Annotated in this window: 22 protein-coding genes; 15 read left to right on the forward strand and 7 right to left on the reverse strand. The window is 68.9% G+C overall.

Annotation, left to right across the window (positions count from 1 at the left end):
- Position 1: 1 nt before the first annotated feature.
- From DW307_RS01890 to DW307_RS01900, 3 genes are read right to left on the reverse strand one after another with little or no spacing between them, the layout of a single operon-like run.
- The gene (locus DW307_RS01890; protein ID WP_136023774.1) at positions 2-583 is read right to left on the reverse strand and encodes a TetR/AcrR family transcriptional regulator; all 582 of its coding nucleotides are present in this window, start codon (positions 581-583) and stop codon (positions 2-4) included.
- Positions 561-1,463 carry an alpha/beta fold hydrolase gene (locus tag DW307_RS01895; RefSeq protein WP_136023775.1) on the reverse strand — a complete coding sequence of 301 codons (903 nt, stop codon included), beginning with the start codon at positions 1,461-1,463 and terminating at the stop codon, positions 561-563. The genes DW307_RS01890 and DW307_RS01895 overlap by 23 nt, the downstream gene beginning before the upstream one ends.
- Positions 1,464-1,518: 55 nt before the next feature.
- Positions 1,519-2,565, reverse strand: a complete 1,047-nt coding sequence (locus tag DW307_RS01900) for a YihY/virulence factor BrkB family protein (RefSeq protein WP_021199356.1) — start codon at positions 2,563-2,565, stop codon at positions 1,519-1,521.
- Between the two features lie 147 nt (positions 2,566-2,712).
- On the opposite strand from DW307_RS01900, the gene lysA reads away from it, so the two are divergent.
- The 5 genes from lysA to prfA all read left to right on the forward strand — a co-directional run bounded on the left by lysA (position 2,713) and on the right by prfA (position 9,604).
- Positions 2,713-4,131 (forward strand): diaminopimelate decarboxylase, encoded by a 1,419-nt coding sequence (lysA, locus tag DW307_RS01905; RefSeq protein ID WP_029266452.1) that lies wholly within the window; start codon positions 2,713-2,715, stop codon positions 4,129-4,131.
- Positions 4,132-4,152: 21 nt separating this feature from the next.
- Positions 4,153-5,457: a homoserine dehydrogenase gene (locus tag DW307_RS01910; RefSeq protein ID WP_021199358.1), complete on the forward strand. Its 1,305-nt coding sequence runs from the start codon at positions 4,153-4,155 to the stop codon at positions 5,455-5,457.
- Positions 5,458-5,459: 2 nt separating this feature from the next.
- Complete coding sequence (gene thrB / locus DW307_RS01915; protein WP_029258410.1) at positions 5,460-6,422, forward strand: homoserine kinase; 963 nt, start codon at positions 5,460-5,462, stop codon at positions 6,420-6,422.
- 159 nt (positions 6,423-6,581) lie between these two features.
- Positions 6,582-8,513 carry a transcription termination factor Rho gene (gene rho / locus DW307_RS01920; RefSeq protein WP_240750448.1) on the forward strand — a complete coding sequence of 644 codons (1,932 nt, stop codon included), beginning with the start codon at positions 6,582-6,584 and terminating at the stop codon, positions 8,511-8,513.
- 11 nt (positions 8,514-8,524) lie between these two features.
- The gene (gene prfA, locus DW307_RS01925) at positions 8,525-9,604 is read left to right on the forward strand and encodes a peptide chain release factor 1 (RefSeq protein WP_136023777.1); all 1,080 of its coding nucleotides are present in this window, start codon (positions 8,525-8,527) and stop codon (positions 9,602-9,604) included.
- Positions 9,605-9,625: 21 nt separating this feature from the next.
- Here prfA and DW307_RS01930 read toward each other — a convergent pair whose 3' ends face one another.
- Both DW307_RS01930 and DW307_RS01935 read right to left on the reverse strand, forming a co-directional pair.
- Entirely contained in the window at positions 9,626-10,279 is a 654-nt protein-coding gene (locus DW307_RS01930) for a response regulator (protein ID WP_136023778.1), read from the reverse strand.
- Positions 10,276-11,919, reverse strand: a complete 1,644-nt coding sequence (locus DW307_RS01935) for a sensor histidine kinase (protein ID WP_136023779.1) — start codon at positions 11,917-11,919, stop codon at positions 10,276-10,278. The genes DW307_RS01930 and DW307_RS01935 overlap by 4 nt, the downstream gene beginning before the upstream one ends.
- Positions 11,920-12,087: 168 nt before the next feature.
- On the opposite strand from DW307_RS01935, the gene DW307_RS01940 reads away from it, so the two are divergent.
- On the forward strand, positions 12,088-13,632 hold the full coding sequence (locus tag DW307_RS01940) for a CitMHS family transporter (RefSeq protein ID WP_029258407.1): 1,545 nt from the start codon (positions 12,088-12,090) through the stop codon (positions 13,630-13,632).
- A gap of 70 nt (positions 13,633-13,702) precedes the next feature.
- Positions 13,703-14,110, forward strand: coding sequence for a phage holin family protein (locus DW307_RS01945; protein WP_029258406.1), 408 nt, complete (start codon positions 13,703-13,705; stop codon positions 14,108-14,110).
- Positions 14,111-14,131: 21 nt separating this feature from the next.
- Here DW307_RS01945 and epsC read toward each other — a convergent pair whose 3' ends face one another.
- Positions 14,132-14,704 (reverse strand): serine O-acetyltransferase EpsC, encoded by a 573-nt coding sequence (gene epsC, locus DW307_RS01950; RefSeq protein ID WP_029258405.1) that lies wholly within the window; start codon positions 14,702-14,704, stop codon positions 14,132-14,134.
- Between the two features lie 8 nt (positions 14,705-14,712).
- Positions 14,713-15,651: a cysteine synthase A gene (gene cysK / locus DW307_RS01955; RefSeq protein WP_029266468.1), complete on the reverse strand. Its 939-nt coding sequence runs from the start codon at positions 15,649-15,651 to the stop codon at positions 14,713-14,715.
- 100 nt (positions 15,652-15,751) lie between these two features.
- On the opposite strand from cysK, the gene prmC reads away from it, so the two are divergent.
- The 8 genes from prmC (at position 15,752) to DW307_RS01995 (ending at position 21,670) form a co-directional block, all read left to right on the forward strand.
- Positions 15,752-16,612 carry a peptide chain release factor N(5)-glutamine methyltransferase gene (gene prmC, locus DW307_RS01960; protein WP_029266470.1) on the forward strand — a complete coding sequence of 287 codons (861 nt, stop codon included), beginning with the start codon at positions 15,752-15,754 and terminating at the stop codon, positions 16,610-16,612.
- A gap of 52 nt (positions 16,613-16,664) precedes the next feature.
- Positions 16,665-17,399: an L-threonylcarbamoyladenylate synthase gene (locus tag DW307_RS01965; RefSeq protein WP_029266472.1), complete on the forward strand. Its 735-nt coding sequence runs from the start codon at positions 16,665-16,667 to the stop codon at positions 17,397-17,399.
- Positions 17,396-18,565, forward strand: a complete 1,170-nt coding sequence (locus tag DW307_RS01970; protein ID WP_021199370.1) for an MraY family glycosyltransferase — start codon at positions 17,396-17,398, stop codon at positions 18,563-18,565. Before DW307_RS01965 ends, DW307_RS01970 begins: the two co-directional genes overlap by 4 nt.
- Positions 18,565-19,083 (forward strand): hypothetical protein, encoded by a 519-nt coding sequence (locus tag DW307_RS01975; protein ID WP_021199371.1) that lies wholly within the window; start codon positions 18,565-18,567, stop codon positions 19,081-19,083. Before DW307_RS01970 ends, DW307_RS01975 begins: the two co-directional genes overlap by 1 nt.
- Before the next feature lie 132 nt (positions 19,084-19,215).
- Complete coding sequence (gene atpB / locus DW307_RS01980) at positions 19,216-20,013, forward strand: F0F1 ATP synthase subunit A (RefSeq protein WP_036271459.1); 798 nt, start codon at positions 19,216-19,218, stop codon at positions 20,011-20,013.
- A gap of 44 nt (positions 20,014-20,057) precedes the next feature.
- The gene (gene atpE, locus DW307_RS01985) at positions 20,058-20,294 is read left to right on the forward strand and encodes an ATP synthase F0 subunit C (RefSeq protein ID WP_021199373.1); all 237 of its coding nucleotides are present in this window, start codon (positions 20,058-20,060) and stop codon (positions 20,292-20,294) included.
- Positions 20,295-20,321: 27 nt separating this feature from the next.
- Positions 20,322-20,879 carry a F0F1 ATP synthase subunit B gene (locus DW307_RS01990; RefSeq protein WP_021199374.1) on the forward strand — a complete coding sequence of 186 codons (558 nt, stop codon included), beginning with the start codon at positions 20,322-20,324 and terminating at the stop codon, positions 20,877-20,879.
- Positions 20,879-21,670 carry a F0F1 ATP synthase subunit delta gene (locus tag DW307_RS01995; protein ID WP_021199375.1) on the forward strand — a complete coding sequence of 264 codons (792 nt, stop codon included), beginning with the start codon at positions 20,879-20,881 and terminating at the stop codon, positions 21,668-21,670. The genes DW307_RS01990 and DW307_RS01995 overlap by 1 nt, the downstream gene beginning before the upstream one ends.
- The last annotated feature ends 33 nt before the right edge of the window (positions 21,671-21,703 follow it).

Genomic DNA, 21,703 nt, shown 5'->3' on the forward strand with positions numbered 1-21,703 from the left:
GTCAGGTCCTCTCGAAGGTCTCGGCCATGCGGCCGATCGTGTCGATCGCGCGTTCGAGTTGCGCGGAGTCGAACGGCCCGAGCAGTCGTGCCGCCGAGAGGAGGCCGATCGACGCGCTCGAGAGCGCGAGGGCGAGCGCCTCGACGTCCACGTCCGCCACGATCTCGCCGCGCCGTTGCAGGCCGTGCAGCCACTCGACGACGCGTCGCTGCCGATCGCGATACCGGCTGTCCGTGATCTCCGCCACGTGCGCACCGAGGATGCCACGGTCGTCGAGGAACGCCGCCGTCATGAGCGCATCGGCACTCAGCGCGCGTGCGGAGGCGCGATACGCAGAACTCAGGCGGGGTCGGTCGCCCAGTTCGCGGCTCACGCGCTCATTCATGCGCGCCGTCCCGCGCTGCAGGAGTGCATCGAGGATCTCCCGCTTGCCGCTGAATTCCAGATAGACCGCACCCTTGCCGATCCCGGCGCCGTCGGCGATCGACGACACGCTCACGCTGTCGAAGCCTTGCGCGAGCACCAGTCGTTCGGCCGCGTCGAGGATGCGCTCGCGACGGTCAGGGACGCGGGGTCTGGGCATCGCCGCTCCTTTCCAGGTGTTCCCGCATGGCCGGGATGACGAGGTCGGGGCGGTCGCGCTGCACCCAGTGTCCGGCACCGGGTACGGTCACCAGCGACCCCACCGGCAGCTGCTCGGCGGCGATCCGGATGCGCGCGAGGGGAACGCCGGAGTCACGATCGCCGTGCACGAGGAGCGTGGGCGTCGTGATCGAAGGCAGCTGCTCGACGTACACGGTGCGCAGTCGATTCCAGAGCACCTGATCGCGCTGCCATTCCCCGAACGTCTCCAGGCCGGTGCCGGTGGCGGCCTCGGCGAGCACCGCATCCACGAGTTCAGGCGTGCGCGCTGTCGGGTTCCGCACCAGCTCTCGCAGCCCTCGTTCCATCGCTGAACGGTTGTGCGCGTACGCGCGGGTCATCCGGGCGAGCAGACCCGAACGCAGCAGGAGGAATGTGCCGAAGTGCGTGAGCCGACCGGAGAAGCCGTCGGCCAGACGGGGCATCAGACCGTAGCATCCGAGCAGTATCGCTGATCGCGCGCGGCCGGGTCGATCCAGGAGATGCCCGACCGCCATGCCGCCGCCGAGTGAGAGGCCGGCGACGGCGTAGTCGGCGAGACCGATCCTGTCGACGAGCTCGCCCACGTATCGCACGAGCCGTTCCTGAGTGAGCGGCCGGTCCGGACGTGGACTCTGCCCGAAGCCCGGATGGTCGGGCGCGATCACGCGATGCCCCGCCTCGGCGAGAGCATGTCCGACCGCACTCCACGAGAGTTCGGCGTTATCGGCACCGCCGCCGTGCAGGAGCAGGACGGGCATACCGGACTCGCATGCCGGTCGCCACTCCAGAGCGGAGACCGTGGCACGGGGGAGGACGATGCTCGTGCGTCGGGGATCCATGGCATCCTCTCGTTGTGACCAATCTACTAGATTTGGTCACAACGAGGGCGCACCGTCACGAAGTGGTGTCAGGACTCGCGGCCTTCTGCGCCGCTCGCAGTTCGGCCGTGGCGATCTGCACGTCGACCTCCGCGCGCTGCAGTCTTCGCTGCGGAAACGTGGTCGCCGCGAACTTCGCGTGCACGCGATCGGACTTCTCCTCTTCGGCAGTCACGATGTAGGCGCAGGCGAAAAGCATCACCTGTGCGGAGAAGTTCAGCCAGATCAGCAGCGCGAGCAGCGAGGCGAACGAGGCCAGCAGCGGATTGCTCGTGGCGCCACCCACGAAGAGGCCAGACAGCTCCTGCAGTGCCAGGAGTCCCAGCGCGCCCAGCAGCGCACCGGACCAGAGCGATCGAGGCGACGGGCGGACTCCGGACAGCAGGCGGAACACACCGATGATGATCACCGCGTCCAGGGCGAAGACGACCACGAGCGACACCAGGCGCACCGTCCAGGCCGCGACGGGTGAGTCCTCGGGAAGGCCGAGCATTCCGGCGATCCATGTGACGCCGAGCTGGCCGGCGAAGGTGAGGAAGGCCGAGGCGACGAACGCGACACCGATGCCGAGCGCGAGCGCGAGGTTGCGCAGGATCACCCAGATCCAGAGGATGTCGTCCTGCACGGTCCCGGCGAGCACGCGCACGGCCGTGCGCAGTGAGCCGATGGCGCCGAGCGCGGACCCCACGAGGGCGACGAGGGAGATGATCCCGGCGATCGACAGCGAGGCGGGCGCACGCAGATCCTCGGTCTTGATCACGCCATCCTCGCCGATGAGCCCCGGTACCGCCGCCTGCACGGAGTCGATGATCGCCTGCCAGGCCACGGGATTCCCGGCGAGCCACAGCGCCGCGATGGAGAAGCCCAGCAGCACGCCGGCGAACACGCTGAAGAGCGCCCGGTACGTGACGCTGTCGGCGAGCATCGGTCCGCGACGCTCGGTGTAGAGCAACGCGGCGCGCACCGGTCGGCGCGCGAGAGCCCAGGCGATCACCGGCCCGGTGATGCGCGCGATGAGTCCCGGCTCTGCGGGGGAGTCTGATCTCGTTTCGCTGTTCGTCACGCCCCCACACTATGAGGCGACGCCGGTCGCCCGCAGGGGCTTGACGCCGCGCGTCACCCTGACCAAGGGCGACCGGGCGGTGCCCTAGAATCGGGTCAGCCTCGATGTGCGTGCCCCGCCCGAGATCCTTCCCACGATTGGTGATCAGTGCTTCTCCCTGCCGATTCGCTCGCTCCGGAATGGCTCGCCGTCCCCGAAGACGCGAACGACCTCGCCGACGGCGTCTGGCCCGCCTCCGCGGTGCGCGATCCCGACGGCGTTCTCGACATCGCGGGCGTCAGCGCCACCACGCTCGCCCGCACCTACGGCACCCCGCTGCTGGTGCTCGACGAAGACGAGGTGCGGGGGCGTGCACGGCGGTTCCGGCTCGCCTTCGACCAGGCGGCGGCCGAGAACGGCACCACGGCTCAGGTCTATTACGCGGGCAAGGCGTTCCTCTGCACCACGGTCGCGCGGTGGGTGGTCGACGAGGGACTTCGCGTCGACGTGTGCACCGGGGGAGAGCTGGCGGTGGCTCTCGCGGCCGGTGTCGTGCCGGCATCCATCGGCTTCCACGGCAACAACAAGTCGGTCGCCGAGCTGGAGAGAGCCGTCGAGGTCGGCGTCGGCACGATCATCGTCGACAGCGCCGTCGAGATCGAGCGCCTCGCGGCGATCACCGCTCGCACCGGAGCCACGCAGCGTGTGCTGGTGCGCGTGATCAGCGGGGTCCATGCCGAGACCCATGATTTCCTCGCGACCGCTCACGAGGACCAGAAGTTCGGCTTCCCGCTCCCGGATGCGGAGAAGGCCGTCGCGCGCATCCGTGAGATCCCCGGCCTGGTCTTCGCCGGTCTGCACTGCCACATCGGATCGCAGATCTTCGGCGTCGCCGGGTTCCGCGAATCGGCGTCCCGCGTGCTCGACCTGCATGCGGCGCTGCTCGAGAGCGGCCCCGTGCCGCAGCTCAACCTCGGCGGCGGCTTCGGCATCGCCTACACGCGCGTCGACGACCCGACGCCCATCGAGGAACTCGCAGGCGCGATCATCACCGCCGTCGCCGAGGACTGCGCCGCTCGGGGCATCCCCGTCCCTGCGCTCTCTTTCGAGCCGGGCCGTGCCATCGTCGGTACGGCGGGCGTCACGATCTACGAGGTCGGCACGACCAAGGACGTCACGATCGATTCCGGAGCCGTACGCCGCTACATCAGCGTCGACGGCGGCATGAGCGACAACGCGCGTCCCGCTCTGTACGGGGCCCAGTACTCCGCACGGCTCGCCTCCCGCGTGGGCGAGGGCGGGCCCCGCCTCAGCCGCGTGGTCGGCAAGCACTGCGAGTCCGGCGACATCGTCGTCGACCACGAGTACCTGCCCGACGACCTCGTGCCGGGCGATCTGCTCGCGGTTCCGGCGACCGGCGCGTACTGCGTCTCGCTCGCGAGCAACTACAACCATGTGCCGCGTCCGCCGGTCGTCGCCGTGCGCGATGGACGTTCTACGGTCATCGTCCGCGGCGAGACCATCGACGACGTGCTGGCCCGCGACGCGGGCATCGACGGGGCGAGCGCCCCCGAGGGAGACCAATGACCCACCTCCGAAGGAGTAACCATGACTGACTACCGACGACTTCGCGTGGCGCTGCTGGGTGCCGGAGCGGTCGGCTCTCAGGTGGCGGCACTCCTGCTGCGACACGGCGACGAGCTCGCCGACCGTGCCGGCGCCGAACTGGAGCTCGCCGGCATCGCCGTGCGCGACATCGACGCTCCCCGTGACGTCGACCTGCCCAAAGAGCTCTTCACCACCGACGCCGAGTCGCTGATCCTGGGTGCCGACATCGTGATCGAGCTCATCGGCGGAATCGAGCCGGCCCGCACGAGCATCCTGCAGGCGATCGGATCCGGAGCCGACGTCGTGACAGCCAACAAGGCGCTGCTGGCGACGCACGGGCCCGAACTCTTCGAGGCGGCCGACCGCGTGGGCGCCTCCGTGTACTACGAGGCCGCGGCCGCGGGAGCGATCCCGATCATCCGTCCGCTGCGCGACTCGCTCGCCGGCGACCGTGTGGTGCGCATCATGGGCATCGTGAACGGCACCACCAACTACATCCTCGACCGGATGGACACCGAGGGTGCCGACTTCGCCGACGTGCTCGCCGATGCGCAGCGCCTGGGCTACGCAGAGGCCGATCCCACGGCCGACGTCGAGGGGTACGACGCCGCGCAGAAGGCCGCCATCCTCGCGAGTCTCGCGTTCCACACCGCGGTCCCGCTCGACGCCGTCTACCGCGAGGGCATCACCTCGATCACGGCCTCCATGATCGAAGAGGCTCGCGCCGCCGGCTTCGTGATCAAGCTGCTCGCCGTCTGCGAGCGCATCGAGGCGAACGGCGCCGAGTCCATCTCGGTGCGGGTCTACCCGGCCCTGGTGCCCACCTCGCATCCGCTCGCCTCCGTGCACGGCGCGAACAACGCGGTGTTCGTCGAGGCCGAGGCCGCCGGCTCGCTGATGTTCTACGGTGCAGGTGCCGGCGGTGTGCAGACCGCGTCCGCGGTGCTCGGCGACGTCGTCTCGGCCGCCCGTCGCCACATCGCCGGCGGGGTCGGGGTGGGGGAGTCCACTCGCGCCAACCTTCCCGTCGTGCCGATCGGCCACGTCACCACCCGTTACCAGATCACGCTCGAGGTCGCGGATGCGCCCGGCGTGCTGGCCACCGTCGCGAGCATCCTCAGCGACGGCGACGTCTCGGTGGCGACGGTCGTGCAGACCGTCGAGGGGGAGGACGAACCGACCGCCCGTCTGATCATCGGCACGCATCGCGCGACCGAGCAGGCCCTCAGCGCCACCGTCGACGCTCTCGCCGACAGCGAGGTCGTGGCCCGCGTGGTCTCGGTGCTCCGGGTGGAAGGCGAGTGACGATGGCGGCAGCCCTCGCGCCGGCCGCAGGCGACGCGGTGCCGGGGCGCACCGTCGAGGTGCGGGTTCCCGCGACGAGCGCCAACCTCGGCCCCGGCTTCGACACGCTGGGCCTGGCGCTCAGCATCTACGACACCCTCGAGGTGACGGCCCTGCCTCCGGGGCAGTTGGAGATCGAGGTGACGGGATCCGGCGCGACCGAGATCCCCCGCGACGAGTCGAACCTGATCGTCCGCACCATCGCGTACGTCTTCGCCGACGCTGGCCGCCCGGTACCCGGGCTGCGGATCGTCGCCGAGAACGGCGTGCCGCACGGTCGCGGCCTCGGGTCCTCCGGAGCCGCCGTCGCCGCGGGAGTCCTCGCCGCGAAGGGGCTGCTCGCGGGCGACGTCGAGATCGGCGACACCGACCTCCTCCGCCTCGCGACCGAGCTGGAGGGCCACCCCGACAACGTGGCTCCGGCGCTGTTCGGCGGGCTGACGATCGCGTGGATGTCCGAGCGCGGACCACAGCACAAGAAGCTGCTCGTGCATCGCGGCGTGTCGCCTCTCGTGCTCGTCCCCGCGTACACGATGTCGACGTCGCAGGCGCGATCGCTGCAGCCCCCGCAGGTGTCCACCGCCGATGCCGTGTTCAACGTCTCGCGCTCGGCGTTGCTGATCGCCGCTCTGATGCAGAGCCCCGAACTCCTCCTGGACGCGACCGCCGACCGCCTGCACCAGGACTACCGGGCCGGAGCCATGCCCGAGACGCAGCGTCTCGTGCAGGCATTGCGGGCCGCAGGCTTCGCGGCCGTCGTCTCCGGAGCCGGCCCGAGCGTCCTCGTGCTTGCCGACGGTCCCGGCAGCCGCCAGGATGCGGTCGAGCTGGCCGATCGAGTCACCGACACCCCGTGGGAGGCGCTCCTGCTCGCAGTCGACGTCCGTGGTGGTACAGTGGGGACTCGAGCGGAGGGCTCCACGTAACTGCGTGAATCTGGCCCCATTGCATCTCTTGCAAGACCCGCACGCAAACCCCTGTGGTAGAGCTCATTCCAGAGCCGCCTGCCGAGGCTGGCTGGCGCCGAGCGTCAGCCCGTGCGATCGCGCGCAGCACCCGTTGTGTGCGTTCAACGCTCATTCCCCATGACATATAAGGGAGTACTCGTGGAGAACCTCTCCGAGACCCAGAACGATCAGTCGGCGCCCACCGCCGAGGCACCCGCGGCATCCGCGGAGTCGACGACCGAGTCCGCGCCTGCCCGCAAGCGCGCACCGCGTCGTGCGAGCACTGCGACGGCTGCGGCCAAGGCCGAGAAGGCCGAGGCGGCGAAGGCCGAGAAGGCAGCGAAGACGGATGCCGCACCGGAGGCGGCTGCAGCCGATTCCGCATCCGCCGGCGCAGATGCCGCAGAAGCCGCGCCGAAGGCGAAGCGCCCGAGCCGCAGCCGTGCGAAGAAGGCGGATGCCGAGGCTCCTGCCGCGGATACCACTGCCGCCGAAGCGCCTGCTGCCGATGCCGCAGCTACTGCCACGGCCGAGGCTCCGGCCGAGCCCGCACCCAAGACGACCGGGCGCGGACGCCGCGGAGCACAGAAGCCCGCTGCCGACGCCGAGGCGCCCGCTGCCGAGCCGACGGCGGAAACCGGTTCCGACGCCGCGCCTGCGGAGAACTCGCAGAACGGCGACTCGGACTCGTCCGACGGTGGCGAGGAGCAGGGTGGCCGCGGTCGCAACCGCAACCGCAGCCGCAACCGCGGACGTGGCCAGAACGGCGCGGCGCAGGAGCAGCAGGCACAGCCCGCTGCCGATGACGACCAGGCCGGTGGCAACAACCGCAACCGTCAGCGCAACAAGCGCCGCAGCGGTGTGCCGACCGACGAGTTCGACACCGAGATCGGCGAGGACGATGTCCTGATCCCGATCGCCGGCATCCTCGACGTGCTCGACAACTACGCGTTCGTCCGTACGACCGGATACCTCGCCGGTCCGAGCGACGTGTACGTGTCGCTCGGTCAGGTGAAGAAGTACAACCTGCGCAAGGGCGACGCGGTCGTCGGTTCGATCAAGCAGCCGCGTGAGGGCGAGCAGCAGGGGCGCCAGAAGTACAACGCCCTCGTCAAGGTCGACTCGATCAACGGCCTCTCGATCGACGACGCGGCCACCCGCGTGGAGTTCGGCAAGCTCACCCCGCTGTACCCGCAGGAGCGCCTGCGCATGGAGACGGCTCCGGAGAAGCTGACCCAGCGCATCATCGACCTGGTCGCCCCGGTCGGCAAGGGCCAGCGTGGCCTGATCGTCGCGCCGCCCAAGGCCGGAAAGACCATCGTCCTGCAGCAGATCGCGAACGCGATCGCGCAGAACAACCCGGAGGTCCACCTCATGGTCGTGCTCGTCGACGAGCGCCCCGAAGAGGTCACCGACATGGAGCGCTCGGTCAAGGGCGAGGTCATCGCCTCGACGTTCGACCGTCCGGCCGAAGACCACACGACCGTCGCCGAACTCGCGATCGAACGCGCGAAGCGCCTGGTCGAGCTCGGCCGCGACGTCGTGGTGCTGCTCGACTCGATCACCCGCCTCGGCCGGGCCTACAACCTGGCGGCCCCGGCATCGGGTCGTGTGCTCAGCGGTGGTGTCGACGCGTCGGCGCTGTACCCGCCCAAGCGCTTCTTCGGCGCTGCGCGCAACATCGAGAACGGCGGATCCCTCACGATCCTCGCCACGGCGCTGGTCGAGACCGGCTCCAAGATGGACGAGGTCATCTTCGAGGAGTTCAAGGGCACCGGCAACAGCGAGCTGCGTCTGTCCCGCCAGCTGGCCGACAAGCGCATCTTCCCGGCGGTCGACGTGAACGCATCGAGCACTCGTCGCGAGGAGATGCTGCTCTCGGCCGACGAGGTCAAGATCACCTGGAAGCTGCGTCGCGCCCTCGCCGGCCTCGACCAGCAGCAGGCCCTCGAGGTCGTGCTCGGCAAGCTCAAGGAGACCAACTCGAACGTCGAGTTCCTCGTGCAGATGCAGAAGTCGATCCCGACGCTCCCCTCGGGTGCGCACGGGCACGACAACAACATCCGCTGAGCGGCTGAGCCGTGTTCGAGTCCGTCCAGACTCTGATCGATGAGCATCGCCGGGTGCAGGAGGAGCTCTCCGACCCGGCGGTGCACGCCGACGCCGCCCGGGCCAAGCGCGTCAACCGCCGCTACGCCGAGCTGTCGCGCATCGTCGCCGCGTACGAGGCCTGGGTCGCTGCCACCGACGATCTGGAGACCGCTCGCGAGTTCGCCCGCGAGGACGAGTCCATCGCCGCGGAGATCCCGGCGATGGAGGAGGAGCTTCAGCTCTCGCAGGAGCGCCTCCGACGTCTGCTGATCCCGCGCGACCCGGACGACGCCCGTGACGTGATCATGGAGATCAAGGCGGGGGAGGGCGGCGCGGAATCCGCGCTGTTCGCCGCCGACCTGCTGCGCATGTACATCCAGTACGCGGCCTCCAAGGGCTGGAAGACGGAGCTGCTCGAGCGCAACGAATCCGACCTCGGCGGCTATAAGGACGTCCAGGTCGCGATCAAGGGCTCGTCCTCCGATCCCGCACAGGGCGTCTGGGCGCACCTGAAGTACGAGGGCGGAGTTCATCGGGTGCAGCGTGTGCCGGCGACCGAATCGCAGGGGCGCATCCACACCTCCACCACCGGTGTGCTCGTGTTCCCCGAGGTCGATGAGCCGGAGGAGATCCACATCGAACAGAACGACCTGAAGATCGACGTCTTCCGGTCGTCCGGCCCCGGCGGCCAGTCCGTGAACACGACGGACTCCGCCGTGCGCATCACGCACGTGCCGACCGGCATCGTCGTCTCGATGCAGAACGAGAAGTCCCAGCTGCAGAACCGCGAGGCCGGCATGCGTGTGCTGCGCGCCCGTCTGCTCGCGCGACAGCAGGAGGAACTCGACGCCGCGGCTTCCGACGCCCGCCGATCGCAGATCCGGGGCATGGACCGCTCGGAGCGCATCCGCACCTACAACTTCCCCGAGAACCGCATCGCGGATCATCGCACCGGGTTCAAGGCGTACAACCTCGATCAGGTGATGGACGGCGCGCTCGATCCGCTGATCGAGAGCGCCATCACCGCCGACGAGGAAGCCCGGCTCGCCGCGGTCGGCTCCGAGTCCTGAGCGAGGGGCACGCGCCCCGAGTCAGGTCCGTGCGATGTACCGATGCTCGGGACGTCCTGTCGTGCCGTAGTTGAGTCGAACCTCGACGACGGTCCTGGCGGCCAGCGCCGCCAGATGCCGTTGTGCGGTCGCGCGGGAGATCCCGACGCGTTCGCCGATCTCGGCGGCTGAGGCTTCGCCGTCGCCGAGTGCCGCGAGCACGAGCTGCTCCGTCGCCGAGCGCGAGATCGACACCGGCTCACCTGCACCGTGCAGGATCGCCGCGGCGCGATCGATGTCTTCCTGGCGCAGCGCACGGTCACCGCTGAGGAGGTTCCGATAACGGATGTAGCGGTCGAGGAGGCTCGACAGCGCTCGTCGCTCGAACGGCTTCACGAGGTAGCCCACCGCCCCCGACCGAAGCGCCCTGCGCACGGTGGAGGCGTCGTCGGCCGCGGAGATGAGGATGGCGTCGACCCCGGACTCCCGTACGAGCGCGATGCCGTCGCCGTCCGGGAGGAAGACGTCGGCGATGAGGAGGTCAGGGCACGATGAGCGGATGCTGTCGCGTGCCTCTGCGAGGGAGCGGACGGTCTCGGTGACGGTGCAGCCGGGGTGCTCCTCGACGATGCCCTGATGCAGCTGGGCCACTCGGAAGTCGTCGTCGAGGATGAGCACGCGCAGAGGCTCGGTCATGTGTTCTCCTTCTCATCGTGGCGGGCTCTGTCGACGGCACCGCCGATGCGTGCGGCGAACACCGCGCCGCTGTCGGGCCCGCCCGGATCGATCACCCAGAGGTCTCCACCGCTCCGACGGGCGATCTCCGTCGAGAGGGGCAGCCCGATCCCGTGCCCGTGCACGTCTCCGGCGGCATCCTGCTCCCGCGACCGCGGCGTCGACGGGTCGCTGCTCCCGAGGCCGGACCCCGAATCGGAGACGGTGAACACGAGGGCGTCGCCGTCGTCCAGCACGGCGACCTCGACCCAGCGTGGTCTCCGCTCACCTGCGACGGCGGCGGTGACGGCGTTGTCGATGAGGTTGCCGAGCACGGCGGCGACGTCTTCCGCCTCGCGGACGGTCCCGAGCAGCTGGGTGTCGTCCGCGATTCGAAGGGCCACCCCGCGCTCGCCGGCCTCGACGCCCTTGGCGCCGAGGAACGAGTGCAGGAAGGGATCACCGAGGAGTTCCAATCCCTCGACGGGGAACACCACCGGACCCCGCTCCACGAGTTCGCCGAGGAACGCGCGCGCCTCTCGCACCCGATCGGCGTCGATGAGCCCGGCCACCACATGCATGCGGTTGGCGAACTCGTGCCGCTGTACGCGCAACGCCGCCGTCATCGTCCTGACGGTCTCCAGGCGCTCGGTCAGGGCGACCAGATCCGTGCGATCACGCACGATCAGCACGTCGCCGAGCGCGTGGCCGTCGCGCACCACGGGGCGCGAGTCGAGGTAGAGCATCCGGTCGCCGACGATGGCACGGGAACGGGTGCGTGCGCCTGTCGCCGCCTCGAGGACGGCTGTCGCCAGGCCGAGTTCCTCGATGGGCCTTCCGATGGGATCGTCGAGCCCCAGCAGGCGATCGGCGGCGGCATTGCTCACGCGCACCACTCCTCGGGGGTCGACGGCGACGACGCCGTCGACCACGCCGTCCAGCACCGCCGTCTGGTTCTGGACGAGTGCCACGAGTTCTTCCGGCTGGACTCCGAAGGTCAGACGCTCCCAGCGCCGGCGGAGCAGCAGGAATGCGAGGCCGGCCAGGGCGAGCGCGCCCGCCGCCGTGAATCCGATCACCGTCAGCAGGGGAGGGAGATCATCGAACACCCCGGCACGCTCGAACCCCACGCTGACCTCGCCCACCGGCGTGCCGGCGTCGTCGCGGACGGGGACTTTCGCCCGTGCGGATTCGCCGAGTGTGCCCGTCTGCCAGTCGACCACCTCCGCGCCGGCGAGCACCTCCTCGTAGGGAGTGCTGACCTCTTCGCCTATGCGCGAGGGAGTGGGGTGCGCGAGTCGGATGCCGTTGTCATCGGTGAGCACGACGAACAGCGCTCCGGTGCGGCTCGTCACGTCGGAGGCGATGCGCTGCAGGTCGCCGTCGCGCAGCTCCGCCGCGTCGGGAGTGCCCTCCGAGAGGGAGATGCGCGTGACCTCTGCACGCACCTGCGGGTCCTCGGCGAGGGTGCGGGCGATGCCCATCGCGGTCGACTCGGCCTCTGCGCGCAACTGCTGCACGGTGAGCAGCAGATACACGCCCGTGCAGAGGGCGACGACGAGGGTCACCGTGGCGAGCTGGAGCAGCAGGGCGCGCGTGGCGAACCGCGGTCTGGTCGACATCGTCCTCGGCACCGTGCTTCTCCTACGCTCATACCGCGCAATATGCGCAGAACCCACGATACGCGCACAACGTCAGGGAATGCGGGATACCGCACCCGGACGTCGTCGATTGCTTAGTCTCGACGGGATCCGTCGCCGATGACGGAGCCACGACGAAGGAGTCAACGCATGCCAGACGCACTCACCGGCCTGTTCGCGGCCGCCGAAGAGGCGCCGACCTACGACGTGGCGTTCGTACCGCCCGAGTGGGTGCTGGTGCTCCTCGGATTCACCATGGTGCTCGCGTTCATGACGCTCATCATGACCAAGCGCCTCACACCCATGGTGGCCCTGATCCTCGTACCGACCGCGTTCGGACTCTTCGCGGGAGCGGGCCTCGGCCTCGGCGACATGATCCTCGACGCGATCGGCGCGATGGCCCCGACCGCGGCGCTGCTCATGTTCGCGATCATGTTCTTCGGCATCATGATCGACGTGGGGCTCTTCGATCCCCTCATCCGGCTGATCACCCGCCTGCTCGGAGACGATCCCGCCAAGGTGGTGCTCGGCACCGCGATCCTCGCCGGTGCGGTGTCCCTCGACGGCGACGGCTCGACGACCTTTATCATCACGACCTCGGCGATGCTGCCGATATACCTCCGACTGGGGATGAGCCCGGTCGTGCTGACGTGCGTCGCCGGACTCATGAACGGCACCCTGAACATCGTGCCGTGGGGAGGGCCCACGGTCCGGGCGGCGACCGCTCTGGGACTGCAGCCGACCGACATCTTCGTCCCGATGCTTCCCGCGCTGGGCGCCGGGATCGTCGTGACGCTCGGCTTCGCGTGGATCCTGGGGCTGCAGGAACGCCGTCGACTCGGACGGCTGGACTCCGAGGGGCTGCTGGTCGGGGCCGACGGGGGATCGCTCTCGACGGTGCCGAAGATCTTCCGCGGAGCCGAGCCGAAGCCGGGTGCACGTGCGTCGCTGCGCACCGGGAACCTGGTGGTCGTCGCCGGTGGACACGCCCCTGTCTCGGCCGCGAACGTCGATCCCGCCGATACGGCCATGGCCGACACGATGCTGGATCCTGCACGCCCCACCCTCCGGCCGAAGCTCATCTGGTTCAACCTGGTGCTCACCGTCGCGGTGATGGTGCTGCTGGTGCTCGACATCCTGCCGCTGCCGTACGTGTTCATGGTGGGTGCCGGGCTGGCCCTCGTCATCAACTTCCGCGGCATCAAGGAACAGGCGTCGGAGATCGTGGCGCACGCTCCGAGCATCGTGGGGGTCGTCTCCATGGTCATCGCGGCCGGGGTCCTGGTCGGCGTGCTCACCGGCACCGGGATGGTCGATGCGATGGCCACCTGGATCACGAACGTGCTGCCGCCGGCCCTCGGACCGTTCCTGGCGCCGATCACCGGCGTCCTCTCGATCCCGTTCACGTTCTTCATGTCGAACGATGCGTTCTACTTCGGCATCCTCCCGGTGCTCGCCCAGAGCGCGGCGAACTTCGGCATCGATCCTGTCGAGATGGCGAGGGCGTCCATCACGGGGCAGCCCGTGCACCTGCAGAGCCCGCTCGTGCCGGCGATCCTGCTGCTCGTGTCGCTCGCGAGCGTCAACCTCGGCGATCACCACCGCAAGGTGCTGTGGCGTGCGACGATCGTCTCGCTGGTCATGCTCGGTGTCGGCATCCTGACCGGCGCCGTCCCGTTCTTCGTGGCGCAGTGACGACCCGCCGACGGGGAGCGCGGATGCCGCGTTCCCCGTCGGCCGGCGTGCGGAGCGCTATGCTCGGCGCGTGATCACATTCCTCTTCCGCGGCCTGCTCTACGTGGTGTCGGCCGGTCTCGGCCTGATCGCCGCCGACCTCCTGCTCGACGGCTTCGAGATCGAATGGGACAAGTGGTGGGGCTTCGTCATCTGCATCCTGATCTTCGCGATCCTGCAGAGCGTGCTCGCGCCGTGGGTCGCCAAGGTCGCCAATCGCTACGCGCCGGTGCTGATGGGAGGCATCGGGATCTTCTCGACGCTGATCTCCCTCATCGTGGTCGTCCTGCTCCCCATCGGCGGGCTCCGCATCACGGACCTCACCGGATGGCTGCTCGGTTCGGTCATCGTGTGGCTGATCACCGCGGTGGGCAGCGTGGTGCTCCCTCTCATCTTCCTGCGCAAGAAGGTCGCGTCCGTGAAGTCCGCACGCCGCTGACGGGCCCACGCGGCAGCGGGTTCAGATCGCGTAGTGGTCGGGAGCGGTGAGGAGGGCCCTGGTGTCTTCTCCGAGCGTGCGGTGGCGCGGCTTCGCCGGCACCCCGACGAGCACGCTGTCGGCCGGGGCATCGCGGGTGACGACGGCGTTGGCACCGACCACGGATCCCGCGCCGATCGTGACGGGCCCCAGGATCTTGGCACCGGCGCCCACGGCGACGCCGTCTCCGAGCGTGGGGTGACGCTTGCCCGACGTCCGCGTGCGTCCGCCGAGCGTGACGCCGTGGTAGAGCATCACGTCATCGCCCACCACGGCGGTCTCCCCGATCACGACGCCCATTCCGTGATCGATGAAGAACCGCCGGCCGATCCTCGCACCGGGGTGGATCTCGATCCCCGTGAGCCAGCGCGAGACCTGCGAACCGGCGCGCGCGAGCAGGCGCAGCCGTCGCCGCCAGAGCGCGTGCGAGACGCGGTGCGCCCAGATGGCATGCAGGCCGGGGTACAGCAGAGCGACTTCGACGGCGCTGCGCGCGGCTGGATCGCGGAGGCGCGCTGCCGCGATGTCCTCGCGCATCCGCCCGAAAATGCCCATCGACAGCCTCAGTCTTCGCGCAGGTCCTCGAACAGCGCGGTGGAGAGATAGCGCTCACCGGTGTCCGGGATCACGACGACGATCGTCTTGCCGGCGTTCTCCGGACGGGCGGCGACCTTGAGCGCCGCGGCGACGGCAGCACCCGACGACATGCCGACGAGGAGACCCTCCTTGGCCGCGAGCTCACGCGCGACGCGGATGGACTCGTCGAACTCCGCCGTGAGGATCTCGTCGAGCACGTCGCGGTCGAGCACGTCGGGGACGAAGTTCGGGCCGATCCCCTGGATCTTGTGGGGGCCGGGGCGTCCCTCGGTCAGCACGGGGGAGTCCTTGGGCTCGACGGCGATCACCTGGACGCCGGGCTTGGCGGCCTTGAGCGCCTGGCCGGTTCCGGTGACGGTCCCACCGGTACCGACGCCCGCGACGAGGATGTCGACGGCGCCGTCGGTGTCGCGCAGGATCTCCTGCGCCGTGGTCTCGCGGTGGATCTGGGGGTTCGCGGCGTTCTCGAACTGCCGGATCCAGATCGCGCCGGGGGTCTCGGCGACGATGCGCTTGGTCTCCTCGATCGCACCGCTCATGCCCTTGGTGGGATCGGTGAGCACGATCTCCGCGCCGAACGCCTTGAGCAGGACCCGGCGCTCCTTCGACATGGAGGCAGGCATCGTGAGGATCACCCGGTAGCCGCGCGCGGCACCCACCATCGCGAGGGCGATGCCGGTGTTGCCGCTGGTCGACTCGACGATCGTGCCGCCCGGCTTCAGCTCGCCCGATGCCTCGGCGGCGTTGATCATGGCGATGCCGATCCGATCCTTCACGCTCGACGCGGGGTTGTAGTACTCGAGCTTGGCGAGGACGGTGGCGCCCAGTCCCTCGGTCACCCTGTTCAGCCGGACGAGCGGGGTGTTGCCGAAAGCGGTCGTGATGTCGGAGTGGATACCGGGCATGGTGAGCCTTCCTGTGCGGGGGTCGCTGCCGCACCAGCCTAGGGGAGCGTCCCTATGGGCGAGGCTTTGTGACGTCAGCGCGCGCTCTACGCTGGAAGACATGTCCGACACCTCCCTCGCCGCCGTGGTCCGCACGGCTGCCCAGCGTCTCGCCGACGTCGGGGTCCCCGATCCGCTGGTCGACGCCGAGCTCCTCGCCGGTCACGTGCTCGGCCGTCGGCGCGGCGAGGTGCAGGCGGCGATCGTTCGCGGAGACGACGTCGACGACGAGACGGCAGCGGCTCTCGACGTCCTCATCACGCGTCGGGCTGCCCGTGAGCCGCTGCAGCACATCACCGGTACCGCGCCGTTCCGCCACCTCGAGCTCGCCGTCGGTCCCGGCGTCTTCGTGCCGCGTCCGGAGACCGAGACCGTCGTCCAGTACGCCATCGACGCCCTGCTGAACTCGGCGGAGACCGCCCCGATCGGGATCGATCTCGGAACCGGGAGTGGCGCGATCGCCCTCGCGATGGCCACCGAGGTGCCGCACGCCCGCATCTTCGCGGCCGAGCTCTCCGCGGATGCCCACGCCTGGGCGCGTCGAAACGTCGCAGGGATCGACAACCTGACACTCGTCCTGTCCGACCTGGGCGAGGCGTTCCCGGAACTCGAGGGCACGGCGTCCGTGGTCATCTCGAATCCGCCGTACGTGCCCGACGCCGCGATCCCGCGCGATCCGGAGGTGCGACTCTTCGATCCGGCGATGGCGTTGTACGGGGGAGAGGACGGGCTCGACATCGTGCGCGTACTCAGCTCGCGGGCGCTGCGATTGCTTCGTCCCGGGGGCCTGCTGGTCATCGAGCACGGCGAACTGCAGGGCGAATCGATCAGGGAGATCCTCACCCTCGACGGCTGGCGCGCGGCGGCGACACATCGCGATCTGACACTGCGCGATCGCACCACCACCGCACTCCGACCCTGATCAGCAACCTCGGAGCGTGCTCACCGGCCGCGCCGCATAGAATCGAGTCGTCATGTCAACCATCTTCGACTGCAGCGACGAGTCGCAGCTCCTCGCCGGCATGCGCCATGCGCGCCAGGCGATCGGCCGTGGCGACCTCATCGTCATCCCCACAGACACGGTGTACGGCGTCGGCGCCGATGCCTTCTCGCCGGCCGCCGTCCAGCGACTCCTCGACGCGAAGGGGCGGGGCCGCGACCAGCCGCCGCCCGTGCTGATCGGCACGAAGGAGACACTCGCCGCCCTCGCCGAATCGGTCCCCGAACCGGTGGAGCGGCTGGTCGAGGCGTTCTGGCCCGGTGGCCTCACGATCGTGCTGCCCGCGCAGCCGTCGCTGGTCTGGGACCTCGGTGAGACGCTCGGCACCGTCGCCGTCCGCATGCCGGAGGGGCGGGTCGCACTCGAACTGCTCGCGGAGACCGGTCCACTGGCCGTCTCCAGCGCGAACCTGACGGGAGAGGCCGCCGCCATCTCCGCGTACGACGCCGAGAAGATGCTGGGTGACAGCGTCGCGGTCTACCTGGCGGACGGACTGAGCAAGAACGGCATCGCGTCGACCATCGTCGATGCGACCTCGTTGGTCCGCCGCGGTGCGGACTCCGAGACGGGAGGCGTGCGCATCCTCCGCGACGGCGCCGTGACACGGGCGCAGCTGCAGGAGGTGCTCGGAGATCTCCTCGAGCCCGAGGACGATGCCGAGCACGAGCATCACCACCAGCATGCGCCGGACCAGGACGGGGATTCGTGAAGCAGTATCTCTTCACGATCATCCTCACCGCCGCGATCACGTTCGTACTGACCTGGGCGGTGTGGAAGCTGAGCCTCCGGTTCAAGCTGTACCCCGCCATCCGCGACCGTGACGTGCACACCACGCCCAAGCCCCGTCTGGGCGGCGTCGCGATCTTCCTCGCCATCGCCGCGGCGTTCGGGTTCTCCGCGATCAATCCCTTCTTCCAGAGCATCTGGATCCCCCCGCAGACCATGTGGTCGATCCTCGGCGCCTCGCTGCTGATCGCGATCATCGGGGTCGTCGACGACCTGTGGGACATCGACTGGATGATCAAGCTGGGCGCGCAGTTCCTGGCGGCGGGCGTCATCACCGTCGGTGGCGGCCTGCAGATCCTCTCGTTGCCGTTCGGTGACCTCATCGTGGTATCGAGCTGGCTGAGCATCACCATCACGATGTTCGCGATCGTCATCGTGATGAACGCGGTGAACTTCATCGACGGGCTCGACGGGCTCGTCGCGGGCGTGTGCCTGATCTCGAACGGTGTGTTCTTCGCCTATTCCTACATCTTCACGCGCGACTCGGGCGCGTCCAGCTACTTCAACCTCTCGACCTTCATCGCGGCGGTGCTCATCGGCGCCTGCCTCGGCTTCCTGCCGTTGAACTGGAGTCCGGCGAAGATCTTCATGGGCGATTCCGGGGCGCTGGTGATCGGCCTGCTGATGGCCACATCGGCGATCGCGATCACCGGGCAGATGGACCCGTCCGCCCTCGACCCCGAGCGTCTCGGGCGTTCCCAGCTGGTCGGCGCGTTCCTGCCCATCCTGCTGCCACTGCTGGTCGTGCTGCTCCCGCTGCTCGACTTCGGGCTCGCCGTGCTCCGCCGGATGAGCGCCGGTCGCTCGCCGTTCTCGCCCGACCGGAAGCACCTGCATCACCGCATGCTCGATCTCGGTCACCGCGACCGCGACGCCGTGCTCATCTTCTATGCCTGGACGGCCGTCGTCTCGCTCGCCGTCCTCCTGATGTACGTCGGTGCCCGGGAGGACTGGCCCGGCCAGTATCTGCCGGGCGTCGGCTTCGGCATCGTGGGCATCGCCGCCTGCCTCGTCGTCACGCTGAGTCCCACCCGCCGCAGGAAGAGCGCAGCGGGCGCCGAACCCGAACCGACACCCGTGGAGTCCTGATGAGCCCGAGCCCCGTTTCCAGCACGCCGATCCTGCGCCGGACCCTGATCTGGTCGGCGATCGCCACCGCGGTGCTCGCGATCGTGGCGGGCGGAGTCGGTTATCTCGTCGCCCAGGGGGAGGGGCTCGTCAGCGGCCTGCTCGGTGTCGTCCTGGCTGCCGTCTTCCTCGGGATCACCGGACTCAGCATCCTGATCGCCAACCGCTGGTTCGGGGATCCGCTGTACGTGCAGCTGTTCTTCGCGATCGTCCTGGGCGGCTGGCTGCTGAAGCTCGGCCTGTTCGTTGTCGTGATGATCCTCCTCGCCGGTCAGCCGTGGCTGCAGCCGATGGTCTTCTTCCTCTCGATCGTCGCCGGTGTGCTCATGTCGCTCGTCATCGACGTCGTCGTGCTCACCCAGATGCGGCTCCCGAACGTCAGCGACACCACGCTGCCGACCGAGGTGCCCGAGGATCGTGCCCCCGGCGCGGCCAATCACATCGACGGCGGGCCGGTCGAGGGTGGCCAGCGGTCTTAGGGGACCCTCAGATTCTGATAGTGTTGAGACGTGCCCGCCGCTCGCCCGCGAGCGCTTGCGCTGTGAAGCACACCGACCATCGTCGCCCCGGTTCTGACCGGTGCCCCGAAGCTGGAGCCCGCGCTGTTTAATATCGCTGCGACCCTGACCCCCCGACTTGCCACCGACGGCGAGTTCCACGGCCCTTCGATCGATGAGTTCTTTCCGGAGATCCTCTTCCACGTAGGACCCATCCCGGTGAACCGGATCCACCTGATCCAGTTGCTCTCGGTGATCGCCGTGGTCCTCATCCTCTGGCTCGGCACCCGACGCATGAAGGTCGTCCCCGGACGTTTCCAGAGCGTCGTCGAGATGGGCCTCGGCTTCGTCCGTGGCGGCATCGCCCACGACCTGCTCGGTCGCAAGGACGGTGACCGGTTCCTCCCGATCCTGATGACCATCTTCTTCATGACGCTGTTCATGAACATCACCGGCATCATCCCGTTCCTGAACATGCCGGGTACGGCGATCATCGCGGTGCCGCTCACGCTCGCGGTGGTCAGCTACGTCACCTTCATCTACGCCGGCATCAAGAAGAGCCCCAAGAACTTCTTCAAGAACTCGCTCTTCCCCTCCGGTGTGCCGTGGCCCGTGTACTTCATCGTCACGCCCATCGAGCTGATCTCGACCTTCATCATCCGCCCGGTGACCCTCACCCTGCGACTGCTGATGAACCTGGTCGTCGGTCACATGATCCTGGTCCTCTGCTTCGCAGCGACCCAGTTCTTCTTCTTCACCGCGGGTGGCGGCTGGGCCGCTCTCGGTATCGGAACCCTCGCCTTCGGCGGCGCCTTCACTCTCTTCGAGATTCTGGTCGCCGTCCTCCAGGCATACGTCTTCACCGTCCTCACCGCGGTCTACATCCAGCTCGCGGTCGCAGAAGAGCACTGAGCGGGCGGGCAACAGCCCTCCCACCCAACGAAAGGAAAAACCCCGTGGACGCAACTACGGTTCTCGCTGACATCAACGGCAACCTCGCGGTGATCGGCTACGGCCTCGCAGCCATCGGCCCGGCCATCGGTGTGGGCATCGTCGTGGGCAAGACCATCGAGGGCGTCGCTCGTCAGCCCGAGCTGGCCGGCCGTCTCCAGGTCCTCATGTGGATCGGTATCGCCTTCACCGAGGCGCTTGCATTCGTCGGCATCGCCGTCGGATTCATCCCCTTCCCGTAATCCGAACCGACTTCTGAAGGAGACAGGATGCTGAACGCTCTTGTCACGAACCTCGCAGCAGAGGAGGGCGCGGTTAACAACCCGCTCATCCCGGCGTGGTACGACATCATCTGGTCGGGCCTCTGGTTCCTCATCATCCTCATCGTCGTGTGGAAGGTCGCCCTTCCCAAGCTGACGAAGATGCTCGACGAGCGGTCCGCCGCCATCGAGGGCAACATCGCCAAGGCCGACGAGGCGCAGAAGCAGGCGGAGGCGGCACTCGAGGAGTACACGCGTCAGCTCGCCGAGGCGCGTACCGAGGCCGGCGAGATCCGCGAGGCCGCCCGCGAGGACGGCAAGAAGATCGTCGCCGAGGCGAAGGACGCCGCGACCGCCGAGGCCGCACGCATCACCGCCACCGCGCACACGCAGATCGAAGCAGAGCGTCAGACCGCTCTCGTCTCGCTGCGCAGCGAGGTCGGATCGCTCGCTCTCGACCTCGCCGGTGGCGTGGTCGGCGAGACGCTCTCCGACGACGCACGTGCGACGGCTGTCGTCGATCGCTTCCTCGCCGAGCTCGAGGCATCCGAGAAGGCGGCTCAGTAATGGGCAGCGCGACCACTCAGGCACTCGCGGCATCCATCAAGACGCTTGCCGCAGCGAAGGACGTCACTCTCGACACCGCGCGGGAGCTGTTCGCTGCCGCGCATGCCGTGAGCGAGTCGTCCCAGCTGAGCGGCGCGCTTGCTGATCCTTCCGCTCCCGCCGCGGCACGACAGAACGTCGTCGCCGCGGTGTTCGGCGGGTTCTCCGCAGGCGCCCAAGGCGTCTTGAAGACCGCCGTCGCCGAGCGCTGGTCCCACGCGGGTGAGCTCGTCGACGGTATCGAGGAGCTCGCGATCCGCGCCGCAGCGATCGCCGAGCCCGGCACGGACATCGAGGGGGAGCTCTTCGGATTCTCCCGGGTGATCGCGGCGAACCCCGAGCTCGAACTCGCTCTGGGCAGCCGCGTCGGTGGAGAAGACGCCAAGAGTGCACTCGTCGAGCGCCTCCTGGCCGAAGGCTCCACCAGCGCCGCGACGACGCTGATCATCACGTCGCTCGTGCGCGAGCCGCGCGGGCGACGGGTCCGACGGCTGCTGAACCGGGCGATGAGCGTCGTCTCGAGCCAGCGTGGTCGAGTGGTCGCCACGGTGCACACCGCGGCCCCTCTCAGCGACGCGCAGCGCGCCCGTCTCAGCGACTCGCTCTCGCGTCGCTACGACGGCCAGGTATCGCTCAACGTCGTCATCGACCCTGCCGTCGTCGGAGGCCTGCGCGTGCAGATCGCCGATGACGTCATCGACGGCAGCATCTCCGCACGACTCGCCGACCTTCGCCAGAAGCTCGCGGGCTAACACGACTTCGCGCGGGGAACCGCGCACCCAGAT

The sequence above is a fragment of the Microbacterium sp. K27 genome, assembly GCF_004794435.1.
Lineage (GTDB): Bacteria > Actinomycetota > Actinomycetes > Actinomycetales > Microbacteriaceae > Microbacterium > Microbacterium maritypicum_A.

What these genes read in the sequence shown, in the direction of transcription:
- DW307_RS01890 (WP_136023774.1), bottom strand. Translation starts at nt 583, where the DNA reads ATGCCCAGACCCCGCGTCCCTGACCGTCGCGAGCGCATCCTCGACGCG.
- DW307_RS01895 (WP_136023775.1), bottom strand. Translation starts at nt 1,463, where the DNA reads ATGGATCCCCGACGCACGAGCATCGTCCTCCCCCGTGCCACGGTCTCC.
- DW307_RS01910 (WP_021199358.1), top strand. Translation starts at nt 4,153, where the DNA reads ATGACTGACTACCGACGACTTCGCGTGGCGCTGCTGGGTGCCGGAGCG.
- thrB (WP_029258410.1), top strand. Translation starts at nt 5,460, where the DNA reads ATGGCGGCAGCCCTCGCGCCGGCCGCAGGCGACGCGGTGCCGGGGCGC.
- rho (WP_240750448.1), top strand. Translation starts at nt 6,582, where the DNA reads ATGACATATAAGGGAGTACTCGTGGAGAACCTCTCCGAGACCCAGAAC.
- DW307_RS01930 (WP_136023778.1), bottom strand. Translation starts at nt 10,279, where the DNA reads ATGACCGAGCCTCTGCGCGTGCTCATCCTCGACGACGACTTCCGAGTG.
- DW307_RS01935 (WP_136023779.1), bottom strand. Translation starts at nt 11,919, where the DNA reads ATGTCGACCAGACCGCGGTTCGCCACGCGCGCCCTGCTGCTCCAGCTC.
- DW307_RS01940 (WP_029258407.1), top strand. Translation starts at nt 12,088, where the DNA reads ATGCCAGACGCACTCACCGGCCTGTTCGCGGCCGCCGAAGAGGCGCCG.
- epsC (WP_029258405.1), bottom strand. Translation starts at nt 14,704, where the DNA reads ATGGGCATTTTCGGGCGGATGCGCGAGGACATCGCGGCAGCGCGCCTC.
- cysK (WP_029266468.1), bottom strand. Translation starts at nt 15,651, where the DNA reads ATGCCCGGTATCCACTCCGACATCACGACCGCTTTCGGCAACACCCCG.
- prmC (WP_029266470.1), top strand. Translation starts at nt 15,752, where the DNA reads ATGTCCGACACCTCCCTCGCCGCCGTGGTCCGCACGGCTGCCCAGCGT.
- DW307_RS01965 (WP_029266472.1), top strand. Translation starts at nt 16,665, where the DNA reads ATGTCAACCATCTTCGACTGCAGCGACGAGTCGCAGCTCCTCGCCGGC.
- DW307_RS01975 (WP_021199371.1), top strand. Translation starts at nt 18,565, where the DNA reads ATGAGCCCGAGCCCCGTTTCCAGCACGCCGATCCTGCGCCGGACCCTG.
- DW307_RS01990 (WP_021199374.1), top strand. Translation starts at nt 20,322, where the DNA reads ATGCTGAACGCTCTTGTCACGAACCTCGCAGCAGAGGAGGGCGCGGTT.
- DW307_RS01995 (WP_021199375.1), top strand. Translation starts at nt 20,879, where the DNA reads ATGGGCAGCGCGACCACTCAGGCACTCGCGGCATCCATCAAGACGCTT.